The organism is Asaia sp. Ae19-3, assembly GCF_059801175.1.
Window position 1 is genome coordinate 1,181,553 of the sequence record NZ_JBCHWF010000001.1, and the last position, 20,254, is coordinate 1,201,806.

Genomic DNA, 20,254 nt, shown 5'->3' on the forward strand with positions numbered 1-20,254 from the left:
GCAAAAGGATGCGATGTCATCCGAGCGCCAATTCGACATGAGGACAAACGAGTTAGGGTGTTAAGCGACTTCAGTTTTTCCAATGAATGCAGGCTTAGACGCGAGATCCCTCATCAGAGACGAAATTCGACGGAACCGTAAATCGTGCGCGGATCGTTGAAAGCCGCTGCATAATAGACAGGCACGCCTCCCCCCTGCACGAAGCTGAGGGTCTGAGGATAGCGATGGTCCAGCAGATTGCGGCCGTTGACTGTCACCGTCCATCGGTGGTTGGCGCTCGTCCAGGCAGCAATTGCGTTGACATATGTCTGCGCTGGCAGGCGTGTCTGGGCGTTGGTCAACGCATCGGTGAAGAGGCTCGATTGATAGGAAATATCTGCCCCAACCCGCCAGGCACCGGGCAGGCGAGGCACCGCGAAGCTGTAACTCGTGCCTGCATGCATCTGAAAACGGGGCGAATAGGGCAGCGGGCCACCCGCGCGCGGCGTGCCGTTGAGCGTCTGCCCATTAGTCAGTCGTGTCTGGCTGAAAGTACCGGCGAAGCTGTCGAGCTGGGCAAACAGCCAGGATGCCGTGCCGTTAATCTCCCAGCCTTTCGTGACCTGCGCTGTTGTCTCGAACTCGGCGCCGACAGAGTGACCCTTGCCCGCATTGTAGCGTCTCGTCAGGCCTGAGGCAGGGTCGAGTGTGGTCACCTGAATATTCTGGAAATCGTTGTAGAAGATATCGGCATTCGCGATCAGGATACCGGGTATCGGTCTCGTCTTCGCACCGATTTCATAGGTGGTCAGAATTTCGGGTTTGTAGGGCAACAGGGCCTGCAATCTGCCGAGTGCGGTGGGCGTCTGCGCCCGATAGTCGAAGCCGCCGGATTTGCTCCCCTGAGAAATAGAAACGTAGGGCATGAGCCGCGATGTCGCCTGCCAGGTCAACGCCCCCTTCGGCAGTAGCTGCGTCCAGCTACGGGCCACACCGGCGCTCCAGGCCTGCTGGCCCGGTGTGGCGAAATAGAGTGTCTGCAGATTGTTGGCGACGCCTTGCGTATAGGGAGACGCTGCAACGAGATAGGAAAGCTGCTCGGAGTTCGAGTGGTTTTCCCAGTTGAAGCGCAGCCCGGCTGTGGCCGTCAGCATCGGGGTAAGGCGATAATGCGCCTCGCCGTAAACCGCCCAGTTGCGTGTAAGCTGATCGATCACGGCATAAACAGGCTGATATCGTATCAGCGCCGGATTATTGGTCTGTGTCCCAGCGGCGTTATTGGCCCGACGTTGCGTAAACCAGTCTTCGTAAAAGAAAAATGCGCCTGTGGTGAAGGAAAAGCGGCCATAATCGCCCTTGAGATGCACATCCTGCGAGTAGGCGCGGTCACGATAGGAGAGAAGCTGCGAAGCACGGATATAGGTGTCACCAAAATTATCGTAATCTCCCTTCATGTCATAACCACGTATGCCGGTGGTGCCATGCAGTGTCAGGCGGGAGTCGAGGATGTAATTGATGTTCCCTGTAAATCCGGCCTCGTTGTAATTGTTTTTCGGATAGATGCGCGAATACAGACCATAGCGATAGGGGTTCAGCAGATTGCCGTAACCGCGATTGGTGCTGTTATCGATCGTGCCATCGAAAGCCAGGGTGATGTCGAGCCGTTCGCTGGGCGTAAATCGTAACTTGCCACGTCCCTGGCTGTAATCAATATTATTCTCACCACGATTGAGCGTGTAGTTATGGTCGATGCTGCCACGACCATGATGATTCAGCGCGATACTGGCATAAATCTTGTCCTTGAGCAGCGCACCGCTGGCAGCCACGCTCAGGCGATATTCATTATAAGAACCATAGCCCGCAAGTGCCGAAACATGGGTGCGATTGGTCGGCACTTCCGTCGTGATGCGCACGGCGCCCCCTTCGGCCTGATGGCCTTCGGTAAAACCAACCGGACCACGGCTGATGGCAATAGCCTCGATATCGAGCAATTCCTGCATCGTGCCGAGTGTGCGTGGCAGATAGACGCCGTCGATATAGGTCCCGACCGATGGCTCACCCTGAGGGTCCAGTTCTCCGATGCCGCGAATGAAGTAATTCGTAGCCGAATAACCGACTGAGGCACGCGGCTGGTAGAGATTGGGGGTCAGATTGCTGATCTGGCGCATATCGGTCACGCCCAGCGCGCGAAGCCTGTCACCTGTCAGAACGGAAATGGATTGCGCCGTCTTCTGCGCCTGATCGACCAGATGATCGGCACGTGACGGCGCGCTTACAACCAGCGTTTCACTTCCCGCAGGTAGGTAACTTCCCTGCTGCCGGGGTTTTACCGCAGCGGGTTTCCTGAGCGCTGTATCCGTCTTCCTGCGGGTCTGGTGCTTGTCATTGAGTGACGGCAGGCCAGCCTGACTGCCGGACTGGGTTCGCGTCGCTCCGTGAGCCGTGGCCACAAGGCTGCAGACAAGTGCCGCAGAAGTGCTCGTGCAGAGCAGCAGACGAAACAGGTCTGTCTGTCCTTTCCGCGCAGAAGCAGGGGCGACGTGTCGTGCAAGCGGGGTCATCGAGGCTCTCCGAAATGATAGGCCTCGTATTTATTGTGCAACGATTGTATATTTCAACAAACAACAACATTCAATAGTGAAATATGACCCATGACTGTTCCTCATTTTGTTTTCCGGGGAGCGGTCCATAGAAAAGACCCGATACAGAGGTCCGGCCCAGAGGAAGAAAAACAGATGACGGTTTCCGCCCCCCTGCTCGAAACGCTCGCGTCGGCTTTTGCCCGTCGCGCAGCCACTCATGATCAGTCGGGAGAAATCTGCACTGCCAATCTGGCCGATCTGCGCGAGGCAGGGCTTCTGGCCCTGACAGTTCGACCCGAATTTGGCGGAAAAGGCGCAGGGTTGCGTGATGTGACGCGTGTGATCTCGGCCATCGCGAAAGGAGACCCATCAACGGCTTTGATTCTCTCGATGCAATATCTGCAACATGCCGGTGCCGCATCGGCGCAATGGCCTGAAGCGACCCATCGGCTGATTTCTGAAGAAGCTGTCAGAACGGGGGCGCTCATCAATGCACTGCGTGTCGAGCCAGCGCTTGGAACCCCGGCGCGAGGCGGTATCCCTGCAACCGTCCTGCGCCGTCAGAACGGATCATGGGTGCTCACGGGCAGCAAGATCTATTCGACCGGCTCAACCGCGCTGCGCTGGGGAATTGTCTGGGCAGCCACCGACGAGGCCCATCCCCGTGTCGGCCATGTTCTGGTTCCGCTCGACCAGGATGGCGTCTCGATTGAGCCGAGCTGGAACCATCTCGGCATGCGCGCCACCGGCAGCCATACGATCTCCTTCACGAATGTGTCGGTGCCTGATGAGCATCTGCTTGAGCTACGCGCGCCCGACGACTGGAAAGGCCATGGAGACGATCTGGCCGCCTGGCATGGCGTGGTGATTGCCGCCCTTTATGACGGCGTGGCGAGAGCCGCTGTCGAGTGGTTTCACGGTTTCCTGCGCGATCGCACACCTGCCAATCTTGGCCAGAGTCTCGCCACGCTGCCGCGCTTTCATGAAATCGCGGGAGAAATCGAGGCCCTTCTGCTCAGTAACGAGGCCCTGATCGCCCATCAGATCGCCCGTCAGGAGCGGCGCGAAGCGACCGCGACAGAGGCCAATCTCACCAAACATATCGTGACCGAAAATGCGATCAGGGCCGTGGAGCGCTGTATCGCCGCCATCGGCAACCCCGCCCTCACGAGGGATAACCCGCTCGAGCGCCATTACCGCAATGTTCTGTGTGCCCGTATCCATACACCCCAGGCCGATATCGCTCTCTCTGCCGCCGGTCGTGCGGCCCTGCAACAGGACAGACCCGTATGAAACTCTCCAGAAGAGCCCTGCTGGCCAGCATTCCCGCCGCGACACTCCTGCCACAGCGCAGCTTTGCCGACGATCTGTCGCAGGTAACACTGCGCGTTGCGACGTTTCGTGGCGCCGATCAGACGCTCCTGCGAACGACGGGGCTTGATGACTTCCCATACAAGGTCGTTTTCAGCGAATTCAATTCCGGCAATCTGATCGCCCGGGCGATAGATGCCGATGCGATCGATCTTGGTGCCTGGAGTGAGATCCCGATGGTGTTCGCGGCGTCAAGCGGTGCGCGTGTCGCAGTGGCAGCAACGCTCGAAGGGCCAACCACCAATCAGGCGGTTCTGGTTCCGACCAGATCACCGCTCAAAAGCTTCAGCGATCTGCGCGGCAAGCGCGTGGGCTACATCCGCTCGACCACCACGCAGTATTTTCTGCTCAAGATGCTGGCACGGCATAATATGACGCTGGCCGATATCACTCCTGTCGCCCTCGGCATGAGCGAGGGTCTGACGGCGTTGAAATCCGGCAGTCTCGACGCCTGGGCCACCTATGGCTATGCCATCGAAATTCTTGAGGCAGATAACAGCGCCCGTATCCTTGAAAGCGCAGAGGATATCCTGTCTGGCCATTACTTCATCGGCATCAATCCGCAGCATCTTGGCGATACAGGTTTCAAGACCGCCTCGGCCGATTACATCAATCGCCTAGGCAAGGCGTATTCGCAGCTCAATGCCGACAAACCCCGCTGGGCGCGCGCCGTCGCACCAGACGTGCATGTTCCCGAACCGCTCGTCCTCTCCTATCTCAATCACATGAACCGCGCCTATCACACGCGGCCATGGAAGCCATCTGATATCGCCACAGCATCAGAGGTCGCCCATACCCTCGGCGGCGCTGGCGCCCTGCCCCCCAACCCGAACCTCGCCTCGGTATTCACGCCAGCCTTGAGCTCCCTCCTGAACGGCTGACAGGCGATGAAGCGGTGATGCCAGGTCAACTGAAACCGGTTATCCGAAGCCCACGGAAAGGTTATTGGCAAGCTAAAAGCAGTTGCATCGCTCGATTTGGCTGAAACCCTGATCTGGAGGGTGTGACGGGTCATGGCGATAGTGCTGCCAGCCGGTAAAGAGAAGAAACTCACGATAACGGAGAAGATAGAAGCGAAGCGTTGACACCCACCGGATGAGCAGAATTTCTGCATGATACGCTCGTGTCTCTGCGAGGGCCGACGGCTGCCTTCGGCATGATTGTTCAGGCCCTTGCGCCGGAGATAACGTGCGAAAAGACCAATCTGCCGTCAGGCCTTTTCGTGACACTTCGGCCTGTCGGTGATCATGCGGCCTACCCACAGATCTTTCCGCTTTCTAAAGCTGATCAGCAGGCGTGTCACGGCTCGAATACTCCGGCGGGTCGGCACGTTACCGTTAAAAACATACCTCTTCTGATCCTTCATAGAGCAGCCTCCGTTATGTTTAGCCAAGTGGCTCGCAACAGTTTTTACCACATAAAGGAGAAAGAGTAGTACATCTCGCATTGATCAAAACCCAGTGGATTTGGCATTGCCAGAACACTAGGTCTTAGGGCTTATGGAAAACATTATCGCGGGCCAGGGTTGTCCAAAAATAAAAAAACACAAAGACTTTGACACAATCAGAGGATGATCAATGCATAAGCCACCATGGCAGTATATCGGAGAGAATATAGCGGCATTTCCGATACATGATCTTTTTTATTGCGATTATTTCGACGAAGAATCGGGTGATAAATCCATAGGCCTCCCTGCGGCTGGCATTTCGATGAATCTTGATAAAGAGAACACTATACAATCTGTCTTTCTCTACGCGGAATATGCAGAAACTGATTATGGTCGGTATGGCGGAACATTGCCTTTTGACCTGCGTTTTGAAATGTCCAGAAATGATGTGAGAACGCTCCTGGGGGAGCCGGATTTCTCGAGGGGACCGTGTTATAACGAGTTTCTGAAAAGAACGAGCAACCCACTGGACCGATACTATAGAGATGAAAAATCTTATGCATTCGAGTACCTTCCAACTCTAAGTTCAATAAATATTATCTGTATATTCAGGAAAATTATTGATTAATATACACTTTTACAAATATTTCTATTTTCCTTTCGATGCCATTGATTGTTTTCATGTAAAGTTTTTATTTATATTACAGTATTGTTTTGTAATTCTGAAATTATTATCAGTCAATTGCAAGGGGCACCTGCTTGTCCTTATCCACCGGACCAAGGATTCGACCTATCAGAGCAACCCGGCCGCTCTTCGCACCTCAATACTCTTCACAGTTCTCTATCGAACTGCACCAACCGACATAACATCACCGATCGACGAGAAGGAATAGCCAGTCCGACATGGATCGCACTGGCGTCAGTCTGTCAAGGTCTATCGCGATCGGGTCAGATTGGACCCAAAACACGGAAATTATGTGTTCCATCGCGCTCAAGCTGCGCGATAAGACCGAACTCCCAGTCGAGATAGGCCTGCATCGCCGCAGCGCCGTTATCTGTTCCCTCATAAGGGCGCTTATAGACATCGTCGGTTGATGTCAGAGCGCGTGCTTCATCAAGTCCCGCCTCAAGGGCAAAGCCCTTGGCACGCCAGGCCTCCGTACCGCCCTGCAACACACGTACATCGATCCCTAGCGCAGCAAGTTCGGGCGCGGTGAGCGCGGCCAGACGACCATCAGGAGAGGTCAGGACAATTCGCCCGATTTCCCGTGCCTTGAGCTGTGTTGCAAGCTCCGCCCGTGTCCCGAACACCGCGCCTGGGATATGCCCTTTCCGATAGATTGGGGTCGTCGCCAGATCGACGAGAAAAGATTTTTCCGCCTCATTGGCATAGGATTGCGGCGAAACGACGCGGATACTGGGAGACGAAGCGCCCGGCCAGACATCCTTAGCACCAGTATTGGTCGCCAGCTCGAGATCTCCCCATTCGGCCAGCACATAGACCTCGTTCCATCCGAGTTGACGCAGCCAGTGTCCGGCCATGCGCGCCCTTACGCCGTCATCATCGCTCAACACGATCGTGCCGTGACGCACGGCAATCCACTCATCCGTCGCCTGTATGAGCTGACCACCCGGCGCAGAGGCAAAACCCTGAAGATGCCCCGCCGCATATTCTTCCGGCAAACGCACATCCAGACGATAAAGCGTGCGCGTTCTGTCCGCCTGCAACGCAAGAAATTCTGCTGGCGTGAGCGTTCTGACACCGGTCGCTTCAGCCAGTTCTTCAGCCCGCTTCCGGGCCAGAGCCACATGATCTGCGCTTGGCGGGGCGCCCGCTTCATGCTGGCCGCGCGCAACGTCGAACCCGGCGAGAGTCCAGCCGATCGTTCCATTACGCAAGGCAAAGACGGGGTTCGGCAGGGCCGCATTGACGAGCGATTGCGCGCCTATGATCGACCGTGTGCGCCCGGCACAATTGACCACGATGGTGGTGTCAGGAGACGGCGCATTATCGCGTGCCCTGTAGGCAAGATCTCCGCCTGGAACGCTGCGTCCGCCGGGAATGGACATGACTTCATATTCGCTGAAACGCCGCGCATCGAGAATTACGATATTCTCGCCCTCTGCGATGCGCTTCTCCAGCTCTTCTGCAGGAAGTGAGGGCGTCTGACGTTCATGCTCGACGAGCTCGCCAAAAGCCTTGGACGGCACGTTCACGTCAATGAAGATCTCGCCGCCACTCTCACGCCAGCCAGCGAGGCCGCCTTCAAGCGACGCAACATTGCCATAGCCCAGCGCCGCAAGAAGCGGCAGAGCCCGGGCGACATAGCCTTCTCCGTCGTCATAGACCACGATCGGCGCATCGCCCCTCGGTACGAGGCGATTGATATCAAGATCGAGCCTGCCGAGTGGAATACTGACCGCAAAAAGCGGATGAGCGCGTGAAAACGGCCCCTCTTCACGCAGATCGATCAGCGCGATTTCGCGCCCCTCGCGCAAGGATGCCCGCACAAGCTCGGACGATATGGTTCTTGTCATTTCGTTAGATCCCATAGATTGGGCACAACATCGGACGAGTAGCCGGAGATGAAGATTTTCTCCTGCCCGGTCTCGATGTCATAGGTGGCGCGCGCGACAGCGCCGATATTGGCACCGTAAACATGGATGGAGAGCGAGGTCTCATCAGCAAGCGCGTTGGAGACGCGATGATAATCGCGCTCGCCTGGGCGCAGGAGTCCGACATGGCCGGGCTCGAGGATCTCTTCCGCTTCCAGCACGAAACCTGCCCCGGTGCGGGTGTAGCTTTCCTCGCGCTCACGACCACGGAGAATGCCGATCAGACCCCAGACACGATGGTCGTGCAAGGGCGTGGTCTGACCCGGCCCCCAGACGAAACTCACCACCGAAAACCGACCGTAGGGATCAGCGTGGAGCAGATACTGGCTATAGCGTTCGGGGTCAGGACGGGCGAACTGCTCCGGCAACCAGCGATCATGCGCGATCAGACTGCGCAGAAGCACTGCCCCCTGGTCGAGAATACGCTCCTGTCCCTCATTGCGATCAATGAGGGCCGTGAACGCTTCCACAAATTCCCGCAAAGGGGTGATGCTTGCCATGGAAGTGCTCAATCCAGAAGTTCGGGCTCTGCCGCCGTGATCCAGTCCCAAAGAGGCTGGAAGGAATAGTATCCACCCTGATGCGTACCAACCTGGCTCGCGGTCAGACGGGCGATATCGGGAGCGATAGGTCGCGTTTCCCCCGCCGCCTGAGCGAGCAGTTGTGTCTGGGCGGCATTATCCATGGCGAGAAACCACCATGCGGCTGCTTCGACAGTTGGTCCGACAGTCAAAAGGCCGTGGTTTTGTAAAATGAGCGCCTTTCGCTGGCCGAGAGTGCGCGCCAGACGATCGCCCTCATCATCATTCAGAACGACGCCGGAAAACGGGTCGAAAACCGCGTGATCTTCATAAAAGGCGCAGGCATCCTGTGTCAGTGGGGCAATTTCGATCCCGAGGGTGGAAAATGCCTTGCCATAGGTCGAGTGGGTATGTGCGGCAGCGATCACATCAGGCCGTTCGCGGTGAATGGCCGAGTGAATGGTAAAGCCCGCCTGATTGATCGGTTTGTCTCCGATCAGGATATTCCCTTCATGATCGACCAGCTGAAGGTCCGAAACCTTGATCTGCGAGAAATGAACCGCAAGCGGATTAATCCAGAACCGATCCGGAAACTCGGGATCACGCGCCGTCACATGCCCGGCCAGCCCCTGATCGAAACCATATCGGCCAAATAGCCGGAACGTCGCTGCAAGCCGTTGCTTGCGGTGCAGCCGCTCCTCCTCAAAGCTCTGTGGCTCAGGGCGAGGCCTGAGCCGGATAACGCGGGCAGGTGCTGTCTTTTCGGGTGCGAGAACACTCATAGTCAGGACTTTCAGATTAGACGCGTAACGGATCTGCGATTTTCGACGGGCTCTCGATACGGTTCACAAGAGACTCGCCGACGAGAAAATTTCGGATATTTCCGGCAATCAGGGCTGCGAGCCGTTCACGCCCCTGCCCTCCAGACCAGGCAATATGCGGTGTGAGACGGATAGCGGGATGGCTGTAGAAAGCATGTCCGGCCGGGAGTGGCTCGGGTTCGGTCACATCCAGTGTTGCCAGACGCACGATTCCGCTCGACAGCGCCTCGATAAGGGCTTCCTGATCAATCAGCCCCCCTCTGGCGACATTGATCAGATGGAGGCCAGGCTTTGCATGGGACAAGGCGCGCCGGTCAACGCAATGCCGCGTTTCGTCATCGAGCGGCAGGGCCAGCACCACGATGTCGCTAGCAGCAAGCAGATCGGGCAGACTGTCCACCGAGGCGATACCGGGCAATTCAGCCTGACGTGACTTTCGGCAGACACGCAATTCCAGGCCGAAGGCTTCCGCACGCCTTGCGACGGCACCCCCTATGGCGCCGAACCCGGCCAGCCCCAATGTTTTCCCATCGAGCGTGCCGAGCGGTTTGAGTGCATCCGCAGACGCGTAGTCCTCGGGTCCATGGGCATGGCGCGAAGAGAGATTTTTCACGTCATCAAGGATTGCTGCCAGAACATAATCGGCAATCGCTTCGGCCGTCACACCGCGACCCGTCGTGACTTCTGGAACATCGAAAAGCCAGGCAGGAAAGCCGTCGACCCCTGATGAGGCGATCTGGACCCATTCTAGATTGAATGGCCATCCTTCGGGTGGCGTAGCGGGCGCTTGACGCCATGCAGATGACGGGCCTGTCACGAGAATGGTCGCATCACCCACCTGCCAGGGCGCTTCCTCCCGAGACGCTGAACGGAACACTGCTTGAGGAAGGAGGCCGACGGCATCGGTCAGATCGAGGCCGATCTGGTTGAGAACCCGTATCGTCCTCGCCTCAAGGGCCTCTCCTGGCGAAACACGTTCCAGAACCTGGCTCATCTCACGCGGCCTTGCTGGCGGAAATCTGTGCCGTCTGGGCCTCTTCACGGGCGATCAACGCCTTGACGCGCGGTATGAGATCGCTGCCGTAAGAAAGCGCATCGGGCAGAGGATCAAAGCCGCGTATCAGGAACGTGGAAATGCCCAGACGGTGGTAATCGAGCAGCGCATCAGCCACTTGATCTGGTGTGCCCACAAGCGATGTTGAGTTCCCCTTCGCCCCTGTCAGGGCCGCGATGCCAGTCCACAGGCGCTTGTCGGCGCGATGGTTGTCGCCTGCTGCGGCCAGAAGACGGCGCGAACCCTCTGCATGAATATGCGCCTCTCTGCCGAAGCCTGTTCTGCTCAGCAGAGCCTGCGCTCGCGCCAGAATACCCTCGGCCTTGGCCCAGGCGCCGTCTTCGGTCTCGGCTAGTATGGGCCTGAGAGAGAGCGAAAACCTCGGGGAGCGGCCATAGGGTACCGCTGCCGCCCTGACCCTTGCAACGGTCTCGGCAACCTGGGCATAGCTTTCTCCCCAAAGCGCATAGACGTCAGCGTGCTTTCCCGCCACTTCTATGGCCTCGGGAGAAGAGCCGCCGAAATAGACCGGTATTCCCGCGGGATTTCGGGGCCTTATCTGGGAGCGGCCGCCGGCAACACGATAAAAGCGGCCGTCATAATCGAACGGCTCTTCCGAGCCCCATTCGAGACGTATGATGTCGAGATATTCGCGGGTACGCGCGTAGCGTTCCGATTTTGTTGTAAAATCGCCATCTGCCTGAAATTCGATATCGCTTGCCCCGGTAATGATATGGGGGGCGACACGCCCATTCGAGAGATGGTCGAGCGTCGCGAACTGACGCGCCGCAAGAGTGGGAGCAATAAAGCCTGGCCTGTGGGCGATCAGCAAGCCAAGCTTTGGCGCGATAGCCTGGGCATGGGCCGCTACCGTGAAGCTGTCGGGCGAGTCCGAATGCAGCGCGAAAAGCGCACGATCAAAACCAGCGCTTTCGTGGATCTTGGCTGCGGTCTCGACATAAAGCGGGTCGAAACTTGCGCCGGCGGGCGCGATGGTTTCCGACGCGTTGCGATTGCCGACAAAGCCTATGAACTCGACAGCCATCCTGCTTCTCCCATTTACCAAATCTGTGTCGTGGTAATCCTATTTCACATTGAGTTTTCCGATCATTCAACGCAATAATATTAAATAGACAGTTTTATATCGTTAAACGAGGCTCCATGTCAGAAGCTCCCTCCCCACCCCCGCAGCGTCAGCCAAGACGCATGGCGACCAATATGCCGACAGAACTCGTCCGGTCTTTCGTGGCGATCGTCGATGCCGGCTCCATGGCACAGGCGACGGAAGCGATTTTTCTGACCCAGTCAGCGCTCAGCCTTCAGATGAAACGTCTGGAAGACCTGCTGCAGCAGAAACTCTTTCGTCGCGATGGTCGGGCTCTGACACTGACAGCCGCAGGAGAGGATCTTCTCGTCAGGGCGCGACAGTTTCTCGCCTTGAACGATCAGATCGTTCAATCAATGGGTCAGGGCTTTGACCCGGAGCCGATCCATCTCGGCATGACCCAGGACTACGCCGACACCATCCTCCCTGGGACTCTCGCGCGGTTTCACCATGCTCATCCGCGAGCCCGGCTGCGTCTGCATGTCGGAGGCACCATGGATCTGCTCGATCTGTATGACCGCAGCAAGCTCGATATCGTGCTTGGCTTCGGTCGCCATGCTGAACGTGGCGATGCTGAACTGGTCGAGGTCGCCCAGACCCGCATGATCTGGCTCGGCAATCAGACGCATGCGGATTCCGGCGAAGTGCCTCTGGTCCTGCTCGAACCGCCCTGCCAGTTCCGTAACGCTGTTCTCACCACGTTGCAGAATGCAGGCCGTGAGCACCGCATCCTGCTCGAGACGCCCCATCTTCCCGGCCTAAGAGCAGCCCTGAAGAGCGGGCTCGGTGCCAGTGCCCGGACAACCGGCTATGCTGCGGCTGCGGGGTTGCCGGTCATGGCCTCCGGCAGCCTGCCCAACCTGCCGGACCTTCCGACAATATTGTTCAAGCGGCGAGGTATCTCGGAAGCAGCCGATGACCTTGCCGAATTGCTGGTGCAGGAAACCCGGGATAATCAGGAATGAAGGTCTCATGAGAAACGTCAAACTGGAGGTTGAGCGAAACTCTGTTGGGATTTCGCAAAGCCTCTGACACCGTAGGGGGGAATATCAGCCATCTCAGGAGCATGATCTCATGGGCGATTTCCCCGCAGCCCTCAATGCAAAAGACCGGAAGACCCCCTCTCTGTCAGAACGGTTCGAGGCCCTCGAACGCGAGCGGGAACGATCCTGGCCCGCAGAGGCTCTGGCGATTAATCGCAACCAACGCGCGCTTCTTGTTCGCGAGCATGATCTTTCATCAGGACCTGGCGTTGGGGATCGGTTTCCTGACGCCTTGCTTACCAGGCTGGACGGCACGCGACTGACCTATCCTCAGGCGGATGATAAGCCATCAGTCCTGGTATTTTTCCGTTTTGCCGGATGCCCGGCCTGTAATATCGCCTTGCCGTATTACCGCGATCATCTGTTTCCGGAACTCAGGCGCCTCGACGTTGAGCTGATCGCTATATCCCCCCAGCCGCCCCAGCTTCTCCGCGCGATCAGCGAGGCGCATCAATTGCCATTTGCCGTCGTGACGGATGAAGGCCTCGAGCTGTCGCGCAAGCTCGGCATCACTTACGAATACGACGAACCATCCCGTCAGGCCGCAATCGAAAAAGGCATCGACCCTCGAAGCCTCAACGGAACGGACAAGTGGGAACTCCCCAAACCCGCGATATACGTATTGGACCATAAAAAACAGATCGTCTTCCGCGACGTGTCCCCTGACTGGATGCAGCGAACGGATGTCGGAAGAATTGTGGAGGCTCTGTAAAATAACTGACGTGGAGAATACTCAGAACGGGTGATAAGAAGTTTCATAGCATTTCTTTAAAATCCGTTTGATTAACGCGTGCCTGCAACGGCCCTGTGTAATCAGGCTCAGGCCTCAATGATCAGATGGCAGAGATCTGATCTAGGCTTTACGAGAAGGCTGAGAAGGAGCGACCAATTTTCTCTAACGGGCAATCGGCTGAAGCGCATTCCACCGTTCGTTCCCGAGTACCACGGCAAACTACGTGTTGATGGCCTTCGCGTGCCGGGAGACATCCTTTTTTTTGTAAACCGCAATAGTGTTCGCTGGCGTGATGTGCCCCGGGAAAACGGGCTGCGCGAGGCGCTTTACAGACGCTGAAAGCGTGAGGACAACATGGGTATTTTCACGCGAATGATGGTTGGCCTACCTGTTGCGAAATCTGAACTTCGGACCATCATGGTGAACACACTTTGCAACAAGGCATTCCATACGGCTCCAAGCCTGAGGTAAAAGAGGGAATACAGAGCATCTGATCGGTTGCATCGAAGGCAGGATAGACATCACCTGGCATGCAGACAACGACCAGAACGGACGACCGCAGAGCTTCTTTTTGACAACCGAACAGGCTAGAGATTTCGCTGGCGCCTCTGTCCTGCTGGACAGCCTTCCTATAGCATAGTGAATGCTGGCAGACAGGGGTTATGACGCTGCCTCCTTCAGGGATGCCTTGGAGGAGAGAGAGATCACTTCCCCACCAATTCTATGACAGAAATGCCGCGGAAAACCGATAAGGTATGACCGGCGGGAATACAAAAAGTGTAACCGTTTAGAGATCATGTTCGGGAGGCTCAAGGACTGGCGGCAGGTTGCAGCACATGATGACAGATGACCGACCGTTTCCTTCACAGTCTTCCATCTCGCTGCAACGGTTATGCTCTGGCTATGAGTATTAATCCCGCGGGGTAGACACAACTCATGTGCGCGGTCGTTTTTTAATGAAGTATTCTATTATTTCGGAGCATACATTATCTGCAGCTTTCCCTCGGTCGCGCTCGTCGATTGTGTAAATAATACTCTCCAATTTATTTCCTATCTTACTCAAAAATTTAGTAATGAATCTATTTTCAAAAGAGTATATGATATCCTCCGTTAATCTTATTTTTGATTGCAAAAATATTAAGTCAATACCTCCGTCTATATGAGATCGACACACATCCCTTAGGCTGGCAATTTCTCTATCAAATTCATTCATCGATTTCCCCAATAACGCTCATTCTGAGTTTACTAGCCTTCTAAGAAAACTTTTCCACATTGCCTGACAAAATCAGAAGACAGCACCATATTGCCCGTGCTGTCGATTATCGCACCCGCCGATTTCAGATCGCCCCCAAGGGCCGCCAGAACCGCATTGCCACCCGCACTGATGGAGCTCGTGTAATTCTGCGTCTGGCTGAACGCGCTGCTGACATTGGCGCCCTTCACCGCCGTGGCCTGACGCACTGTCCCGGCCCCAAGCGTCAGGCTGTTGCCCGCCAGCATCGACAAATCACCACCCGAACTCAGGCGACCGCCATTGAAGGTAATGTCATTGCTGGCCGAGAGCAACGCCGCACCGCTCGCCGCAATCGTGCCGCCGCTCAGCGCGACATTGCCCGGCGCCAGATAAAGCTTCGGCGCCAGCACCGTCGCACCATTCACCTGCGCCGGCACATACCAGACGATGTTCTGCGTCAGGGACGCCTTCTGTTCATCGCTCAGCGCCTGACCGAAAGTCAACCCAAGGCGCTGCGCCTGATCCGCTCGGTTCGTGACCAGTGCCTGCATCTGAGAGGATGCGTTGACAAACGTGCCGCCGAGAAAGGTCTGGCCCGTCGCAGACACAATCTGCTGCTGCACATATTGCTGGTCAAAATAGGAATTACCCAGGAACGTATAATCCGACGGTGTCTTGCCCAGACGATCCACAAGATATTGCAAGCCGTGATATCTGTTTGCGTGTCGTTTTTAAATTCGATCTGCTTCTTCAGAAGTGCGCTCTACGAAAATTTTCATGCAACTCTCTTGCTTCGGCTCATATACATCTACTCAAAGCAAGACGCGCCGCTACGCCTATCTCTTCCGCGCTGCTATCGGCGGGAATAACTACGTTATCCTCTTCAGAAATCCCATCTAAAGACCACGACTCCAATTTATCATGGAACCATGGTCTTATTTTTATATCTTTAGCGCTCTTTACCACATCACAATTTTTCATATTTTTGAACATGGCTTTTTTTGTCTTATAGCCAAATTTCTCCATAGTCTCCGTCACCCACTTTTTATAACGCTCCTCCGTCAGGATATAATTATGGAGGGGTGCATCGTATTCAACGTCAGGGTGGACTACGACATCATTGCGAGGCGCTGGAACCACAAACCTGCTGGCGCCAAGGGCAGGCAATATTGCCAATCCAAAATCTATATTATTTACTTCTGTAGAAAGATAAATATTTTCTCCGGAATGATCATACTGAAATATTCTATATCCATAGTGCGTTTTTACATTTATGGATTTCTCGGTCATTTTATATTTGCCCAATACCGTCTATCAACAATGCTCATTTTAGTTTCCATAATTTGAGGTTAATTCCTATTTCAGTAGCATAGTCGTGCGCTCGATTAAGCGGTAGTGTCACGTTAAGTCTGGAATAGTAAAGGCTGACGATGAGAGTGTCGTCTTCGAGCAACAAACGGCACCGATTTCCGAGAAAGTTGATTGCGCATGCGGTTTGGCTCTATTTCGGTTTCTCACGGAACTTTTGTCTCGTTGAAGAAATGTTGCTCGAGCGGGCGTTGTCGCCTGGTATAAAATGATCCGTCGGTGGAACCTGGAGTTCGGTACGGCTTATGCCCACTGCCTGCGACGCAAGAAGGCCTGACCTGGCGATATCCCGCGTCTGAACAAGGTACGATTATGATCCGTGGCCAATTTCACAGGCTGTGGGTGCCTGTGGATCACGAGGGGTATGTTCTCGATGAAATCCTGCTGACCCGTAGGAACATCAAAGCAGCAAGACGTCTGCTGATACAGCTTTCGAGACAGCAGAGCTTGCGCCCCAGCCGCATGAGCACTGAGAAGGCGAGAAGGCGAGAAGGCGAGAAGTTGAAATCCTACCAAGCAGCCAGACGAAAAATGCGCCTCTCGCTTTCGCATAAGGGTCTGAAAATGGGTCAGAAAACAGCCATTTAAACCTGCAAAAACATGAGCGGTTCATGCAGAATTTTCCTTAACCAGACGGGTGTCAACGCTTCGTCTCTGTCTTTTCGGCAATTCGTAATCTCTTAGTCCCCTCCGCCTTCATCACCACCGCTTTTTCGCTGCACATTCATCGTATCAGAGCTTTCGCTCGACGGAGTAGCGCGACCGCTCTCAGCATCTGCATATCCCTCTCGTGGGCTTCAGTCCACCTCCTCAAGTTAACGTGACAGTACCTGTTCTGACTAAGAACCGCCAGCCTGAGCATTAAAACTATCTTTTACATATCTTATTGATTTCGTTTTCTATTTTCTTTCCAGAAAAAGTAATATTGTCTCCATTATATTTAACAACAAGGGTTTTTTCTGATAAGATTTTTACAGGCCTTTTGCTTGACCAAGTCCCATCTTTTTTCTTGTAAAAATCGCGACATTCAATTTGTCCCCAATTTCCGTTATCTTTCTGCGAATATAACTGAAAATTCATCGGTTTTGCATCTTCGGCAAAGGATCGTCCCACCAACATTTCCAATGTTGCAACCAACAGAATTTTTTTTCTCATGGCGGTTCCCGTTACCTATAAAATGGTAATTATAGCTTAATATTATGATATTCCGAGTAAATAATCAAAATTTCTATAACGCAGGATTCCGATTTCATCCTCCTTGCCATGATTCTAGGCTCAGGACCCATTTTCTTAGGCAGCGACCTGTTTCAGGCCCTGTGAGGAGACTGCAAATGAGTGACATGAACTGGCTGACTTACGAGCAAATGATCCTCTGCGGCCCTTTTTTCCCAAGAGCCACGGCAGGCACCGTGTTAGTGACCACAGCGTCCGGAGTGATCCGCGCTGACACGATGCTTCACGAGAGTATGTTCCACATAGAACCCTGAATTCCAGGACGAAGCCTCCACGGAAGGCCGTCAAGTACGACAGCCGCAAATACAAATGCCGCAACCGCATTGAGACCACGTTTGGCAGGGTTAAGAACTCGCGACGGAACGTAACACGCTACATCAGATACCTAACCCTTTCTTTCTCCGCCATATGCGTCGCCGCAATCGCCATGTTCTGGCCCTGAGCCTAGTTGCGCTCCTCGCAAATGTGACCGAGGCGTCATAAAAGTTTTTTCATATTTCTCTAGTATTATTTTTTGTAACAGATATCGTTCCGTTCACAAAATAGAGATGGCCTGCCGGACATCAGACACGAAAACGGAATCCAAGCATGACACTGACCGCGCGTATTCTCTTGCTGGGTTTTACGGCGCTTACGCCAGGCCTTGCTCTGGCGCAGGCCCTGCCGAGCGGGGGGAGTTTTACTGCAGGCAGTGGCAGCATTGCGAGCGCTGGCACTGCCATGACGGTAACGCAGAGCACGGCACGCGGCGTCATCAACTGGCAGGGGTTTTCCATCGCTTCTGGCCATTCGGTGCAGTTCGAGAATGGCAGCGGTGCCACCCTGAACAGGGTGACGGGCGCACAGATGTCCGAGCTTCAGGGGCATCTTGGCGCCACGGGCTCGCTCTATCTCATCAATCCCAATGGCATCGTGATTGGTCCCAAAGGTACAGTCGCCACAGGTGGCAGCTTCGTCGCCTCGACCCGTGACACAACCGACAGAGCTTTCATGAAGGGGGGCAGCCTCGCCTTCTCCGGCAACTCGTCGGGCACGGTCAGGAATGAGGGCAGGATCACCAGCACGAATGGCAATGTCGTGCTGGTTGGGCAATCGGTCAGCAATAGCGGCACGGTGAATGCGGCCAATGGCACGGTGGCGCTTGCTGCGGGCAACAAGGTGATCCTGAGCGAGGCAGAGGGCCCTGACGGGATCTATGTCGAGACCGATGCCACTGCCACGGGCGATGTGACCAATACGGGCCACATCCAGGCAGCAGCGGCCACGCTTGCAGCTGCGGGGGGCAATGTCTATGCGCTGGCAGGTAATCGCGACCGGCTGATCCAGGCCACCGGCACCAGAACGGTCAATGGACAGATCTGGCTCACCGCCCCTCAGGGCAAGGTGACGGTCGAGGATACGACTGTCATTGCCACTACCCGGGACGGTGCAGGCGGTACGATCCGGGCCAATGGACATGAGGTTGGCCTCGGCAGTCGTGCCGTACTCGATGCCTCTGCCACGAAGTCGGGTAAGCAGGGCGGCCATGTTCTGGTGGGCACGGATGCCATGGGCGGGGTCAATCTCGCCACACGCACGACCATTGCCAGTGGTGCGACGCTCAAAGCCCGCGGCAAGGATAATGGTGCGGGCGGTGACATCGAGACCTCGGCGCATACGATGGAGCTGGGTAACGCCACGATCGATGCAGGCACAGGCGGGCAGTGGCTCCTCGATCCTACTGACCTGACCATCGATGCCAACGCGGCCGCCACGATCAACAACACGCTGGCCTCTGGCAACAATGTCACCCAGCAGACCACCGCCAACGCGGCTAGCGGCTACGGTACAAGCTCTGGCAGTAACGGGGATATCATCCTCAATGCGCCGATCTCGCGGAGCACAGCCAGCACGCTGACCCTGAGTGCGTATCATAGCATCACACTCAATGCCGGGATTACCGTCACCGGCAATGGCACGCTGGCTTTGGTCACGAATAATAATAGTGGTGGGACCAGCAGCGGCGGTACACTGGCCCTGAACGGCAGTGCCATTCAGTTTCCCAACCGAAATACCACCGCCAATACCGGTGGCGCAGTGACCATCAATGGCAATGCCTATACCCTGATCGCCAGCACGAATGATCTGCAAGATATCGGGACCAGCGGGTATTACGCCCTTGCCCATCCCCTCGATGCCAGCGCTGTGTCGAACTTTACCCCCCTCGGCGGATCGAACGGCTTTGCCGGCGATTTCAACGGCCTCGGCAATACCATCTCCAATCTGACCATCTCTTCGAACGCAAAATATGTGGGTCTGTTCGGGCAGGTCGCCTCAGGCGGCACGATCGAAAATATTGGTATGATCGAAGAAAGCGCGACTGGATCAGCCTCAAACTCTAATGTTGGCACAATAGCTGGCTCTAATTATGGTTTGGTAAGTCATGTCTACGCGACCGGAGCCGACAATACTGGCGTCTCCTCCTCGAGTATCGGCGGACTAATAGGCTACAATCAAGGTACGATCAGCAATGCATATTCAACCGGATCGGTCTCGGCCTCAGGCAATGGTAGCAACATCGGCGGGCTAGTCGGTACAAATTACGGTACGATCAACAACACCTACGCGACTACAATCGTTTCCGGCACCGCTTCCGATGCAGGCGGGCTCGTCGGTTATAATCTTACAACGATCAGCAACGCGTACTCGACTGGGTCAGTATCGAGTGTGGCCGCCTTCAGCGGTGGATTTGTTGGTTATAATTTTGGTGAAATTAGCGGAAACTTCTGGGATGTGTCGTCTAGCAGAATGCCCGGAGGCGTGGGGGGGGGTGGCGGATCTGGCCTGACGGGCCTAACGACGGCACAGTTACAATCCTCCCTTCCTGTCGGGTTCAGCGCTCTGACATGGAGCAATGCAGGGAACCGAACGACGCCGTATCTTCTGGGTCTGAGTGGCAACCAAGTGTTCAGTGTCAACGACACTGCCGCGAATCTCTACACGGTTGTGCTCAACCTCCCCCAGCTCCAGGCCATGCAGAATAATCTGGCCGGGCGCTACGTGCTTGGCAACGCGGTCGACGCCTCAGGATATACGGGATTTACTCCTATCGGATCCGGCAACTCCCCATTCACCGGAACGCTCGACGGCCTAGGTTACACAGTAAACAATCTCGTCATCTCGTCATCTCGTCAGGCGCGTATAGTGTCGGTCTTATAGGACAGCTCG

At 55.5% G+C, this 20,254-nt stretch carries 16 protein-coding genes and 2 pseudogenes; 9 read left to right on the forward strand and 9 right to left on the reverse strand.

Features of this window, described 5'->3' with window-relative positions; translation table 11 throughout:
• Positions 1–113: 113 nt before the first annotated feature.
• Positions 114–2,540, reverse strand: a complete 2,427-nt coding sequence (locus AAID99_RS05045; protein WP_498493338.1) for a TonB-dependent receptor — start codon at positions 2,538–2,540, stop codon at positions 114–116.
• A 174-nt stretch (positions 2,541–2,714) separates the two neighbouring features.
• On the opposite strand from AAID99_RS05045, the gene AAID99_RS05050 reads away from it, so the two are divergent.
• From AAID99_RS05050 to AAID99_RS05060, 3 genes are all read left to right on the forward strand, one after another.
• Positions 2,715–3,854 carry an acyl-CoA dehydrogenase family protein gene (locus AAID99_RS05050; RefSeq protein ID WP_188426430.1) on the forward strand — a complete coding sequence of 380 codons (1,140 nt, stop codon included), beginning with the start codon at positions 2,715–2,717 and terminating at the stop codon, positions 3,852–3,854.
• Positions 3,851–4,813, forward strand: coding sequence for an ABC transporter substrate-binding protein (locus AAID99_RS05055; RefSeq protein WP_188426429.1), 963 nt, complete (start codon positions 3,851–3,853; stop codon positions 4,811–4,813). The genes AAID99_RS05050 and AAID99_RS05055 overlap by 4 nt, the downstream gene beginning before the upstream one ends.
• Before the next feature lie 696 nt (positions 4,814–5,509).
• Positions 5,510–5,947, forward strand: a complete 438-nt coding sequence (locus tag AAID99_RS05060) for a DUF6392 family protein (RefSeq protein ID WP_188426428.1) — start codon at positions 5,510–5,512, stop codon at positions 5,945–5,947.
• A 320-nt stretch (positions 5,948–6,267) separates the two neighbouring features.
• Here the strand turns inward: AAID99_RS05060 and AAID99_RS05065 are convergent, their stop codons facing one another.
• From AAID99_RS05065 to AAID99_RS05085, 5 genes are read right to left on the reverse strand one after another with little or no spacing between them, the layout of a single operon-like run.
• Positions 6,268–7,857: a rhodanese-like domain-containing protein gene (locus AAID99_RS05065; RefSeq protein ID WP_229719785.1), complete on the reverse strand. Its 1,590-nt coding sequence runs from the start codon at positions 7,855–7,857 to the stop codon at positions 6,268–6,270.
• Positions 7,854–8,435 carry a cysteine dioxygenase family protein gene (locus AAID99_RS05070; protein ID WP_188426426.1) on the reverse strand — a complete coding sequence of 194 codons (582 nt, stop codon included), beginning with the start codon at positions 8,433–8,435 and terminating at the stop codon, positions 7,854–7,856. The genes AAID99_RS05065 and AAID99_RS05070 overlap by 4 nt, the downstream gene beginning before the upstream one ends.
• Before the next feature lie 8 nt (positions 8,436–8,443).
• Positions 8,444–9,238 carry a class II aldolase/adducin family protein gene (locus AAID99_RS05075; protein ID WP_498493339.1) on the reverse strand — a complete coding sequence of 265 codons (795 nt, stop codon included), beginning with the start codon at positions 9,236–9,238 and terminating at the stop codon, positions 8,444–8,446.
• Positions 9,239–9,254: 16 nt separating this feature from the next.
• Positions 9,255–10,271: an NAD(P)-dependent oxidoreductase gene (locus tag AAID99_RS05080; protein ID WP_188426424.1), complete on the reverse strand. Its 1,017-nt coding sequence runs from the start codon at positions 10,269–10,271 to the stop codon at positions 9,255–9,257.
• Position 10,272: 1 nt separating this feature from the next.
• Positions 10,273–11,376: an LLM class flavin-dependent oxidoreductase gene (locus tag AAID99_RS05085; protein ID WP_498493340.1), complete on the reverse strand. Its 1,104-nt coding sequence runs from the start codon at positions 11,374–11,376 to the stop codon at positions 10,273–10,275.
• A gap of 116 nt (positions 11,377–11,492) precedes the next feature.
• On the opposite strand from AAID99_RS05085, the gene AAID99_RS05090 reads away from it, so the two are divergent.
• The 3 genes and pseudogenes from AAID99_RS05090 to AAID99_RS05100 all read left to right on the forward strand — a co-directional run bounded on the left by AAID99_RS05090 (position 11,493) and on the right by AAID99_RS05100 (position 14,062).
• Positions 11,493–12,401, forward strand: a complete 909-nt coding sequence (locus tag AAID99_RS05090) for a LysR substrate-binding domain-containing protein (protein ID WP_188426422.1) — start codon at positions 11,493–11,495, stop codon at positions 12,399–12,401.
• A 109-nt stretch (positions 12,402–12,510) separates the two neighbouring features.
• Positions 12,511–13,191, forward strand: a complete 681-nt coding sequence (locus AAID99_RS05095; protein ID WP_188426421.1) for a peroxiredoxin-like family protein — start codon at positions 12,511–12,513, stop codon at positions 13,189–13,191.
• A 117-nt stretch (positions 13,192–13,308) separates the two neighbouring features.
• Positions 13,309–14,062, forward strand: a pseudogene (locus AAID99_RS05100) (IS5 family transposase).
• Positions 14,063–14,457: 395 nt separating this feature from the next.
• On the opposite strand, the gene AAID99_RS05105 reads toward AAID99_RS05100, so the two are convergent.
• On the reverse strand, positions 14,458–15,150 hold the full coding sequence (locus tag AAID99_RS05105) for a hypothetical protein (protein WP_498493341.1): 693 nt from the start codon (positions 15,148–15,150) through the stop codon (positions 14,458–14,460).
• Between the two features lie 94 nt (positions 15,151–15,244).
• The gene (locus AAID99_RS05110) at positions 15,245–15,736 is read right to left on the reverse strand and encodes a contact-dependent growth inhibition system immunity protein (protein WP_498493342.1); all 492 of its coding nucleotides are present in this window, start codon (positions 15,734–15,736) and stop codon (positions 15,245–15,247) included.
• Positions 15,737–16,126: 390 nt separating this feature from the next.
• On the opposite strand from AAID99_RS05110, the gene AAID99_RS05115 reads away from it, so the two are divergent.
• Positions 16,127–16,402, forward strand: a complete 276-nt coding sequence (locus AAID99_RS05115; protein ID WP_498494265.1) for a DDE-type integrase/transposase/recombinase — start codon at positions 16,127–16,129, stop codon at positions 16,400–16,402.
• A 279-nt stretch (positions 16,403–16,681) separates the two neighbouring features.
• Here AAID99_RS05115 and AAID99_RS05120 read toward each other — a convergent pair whose 3' ends face one another.
• Positions 16,682–16,969: a hypothetical protein gene (locus tag AAID99_RS05120; RefSeq protein ID WP_188426418.1), complete on the reverse strand. Its 288-nt coding sequence runs from the start codon at positions 16,967–16,969 to the stop codon at positions 16,682–16,684.
• 176 nt (positions 16,970–17,145) lie between these two features.
• On the opposite strand from AAID99_RS05120, the pseudogene AAID99_RS05125 reads away from it, so the two are divergent.
• Together AAID99_RS05125 and AAID99_RS05130 are read left to right on the forward strand one after the other, a co-directional pair.
• Positions 17,146–17,249, forward strand: a pseudogene (locus tag AAID99_RS05125) (IS5/IS1182 family transposase); the annotation flags it as partial.
• A 386-nt stretch (positions 17,250–17,635) separates the two neighbouring features.
• Complete coding sequence (locus AAID99_RS05130) at positions 17,636–20,245, forward strand: beta strand repeat-containing protein (protein ID WP_498493343.1); 2,610 nt, start codon at positions 17,636–17,638, stop codon at positions 20,243–20,245.
• Positions 20,246–20,254 lie beyond the last annotated feature (9 nt).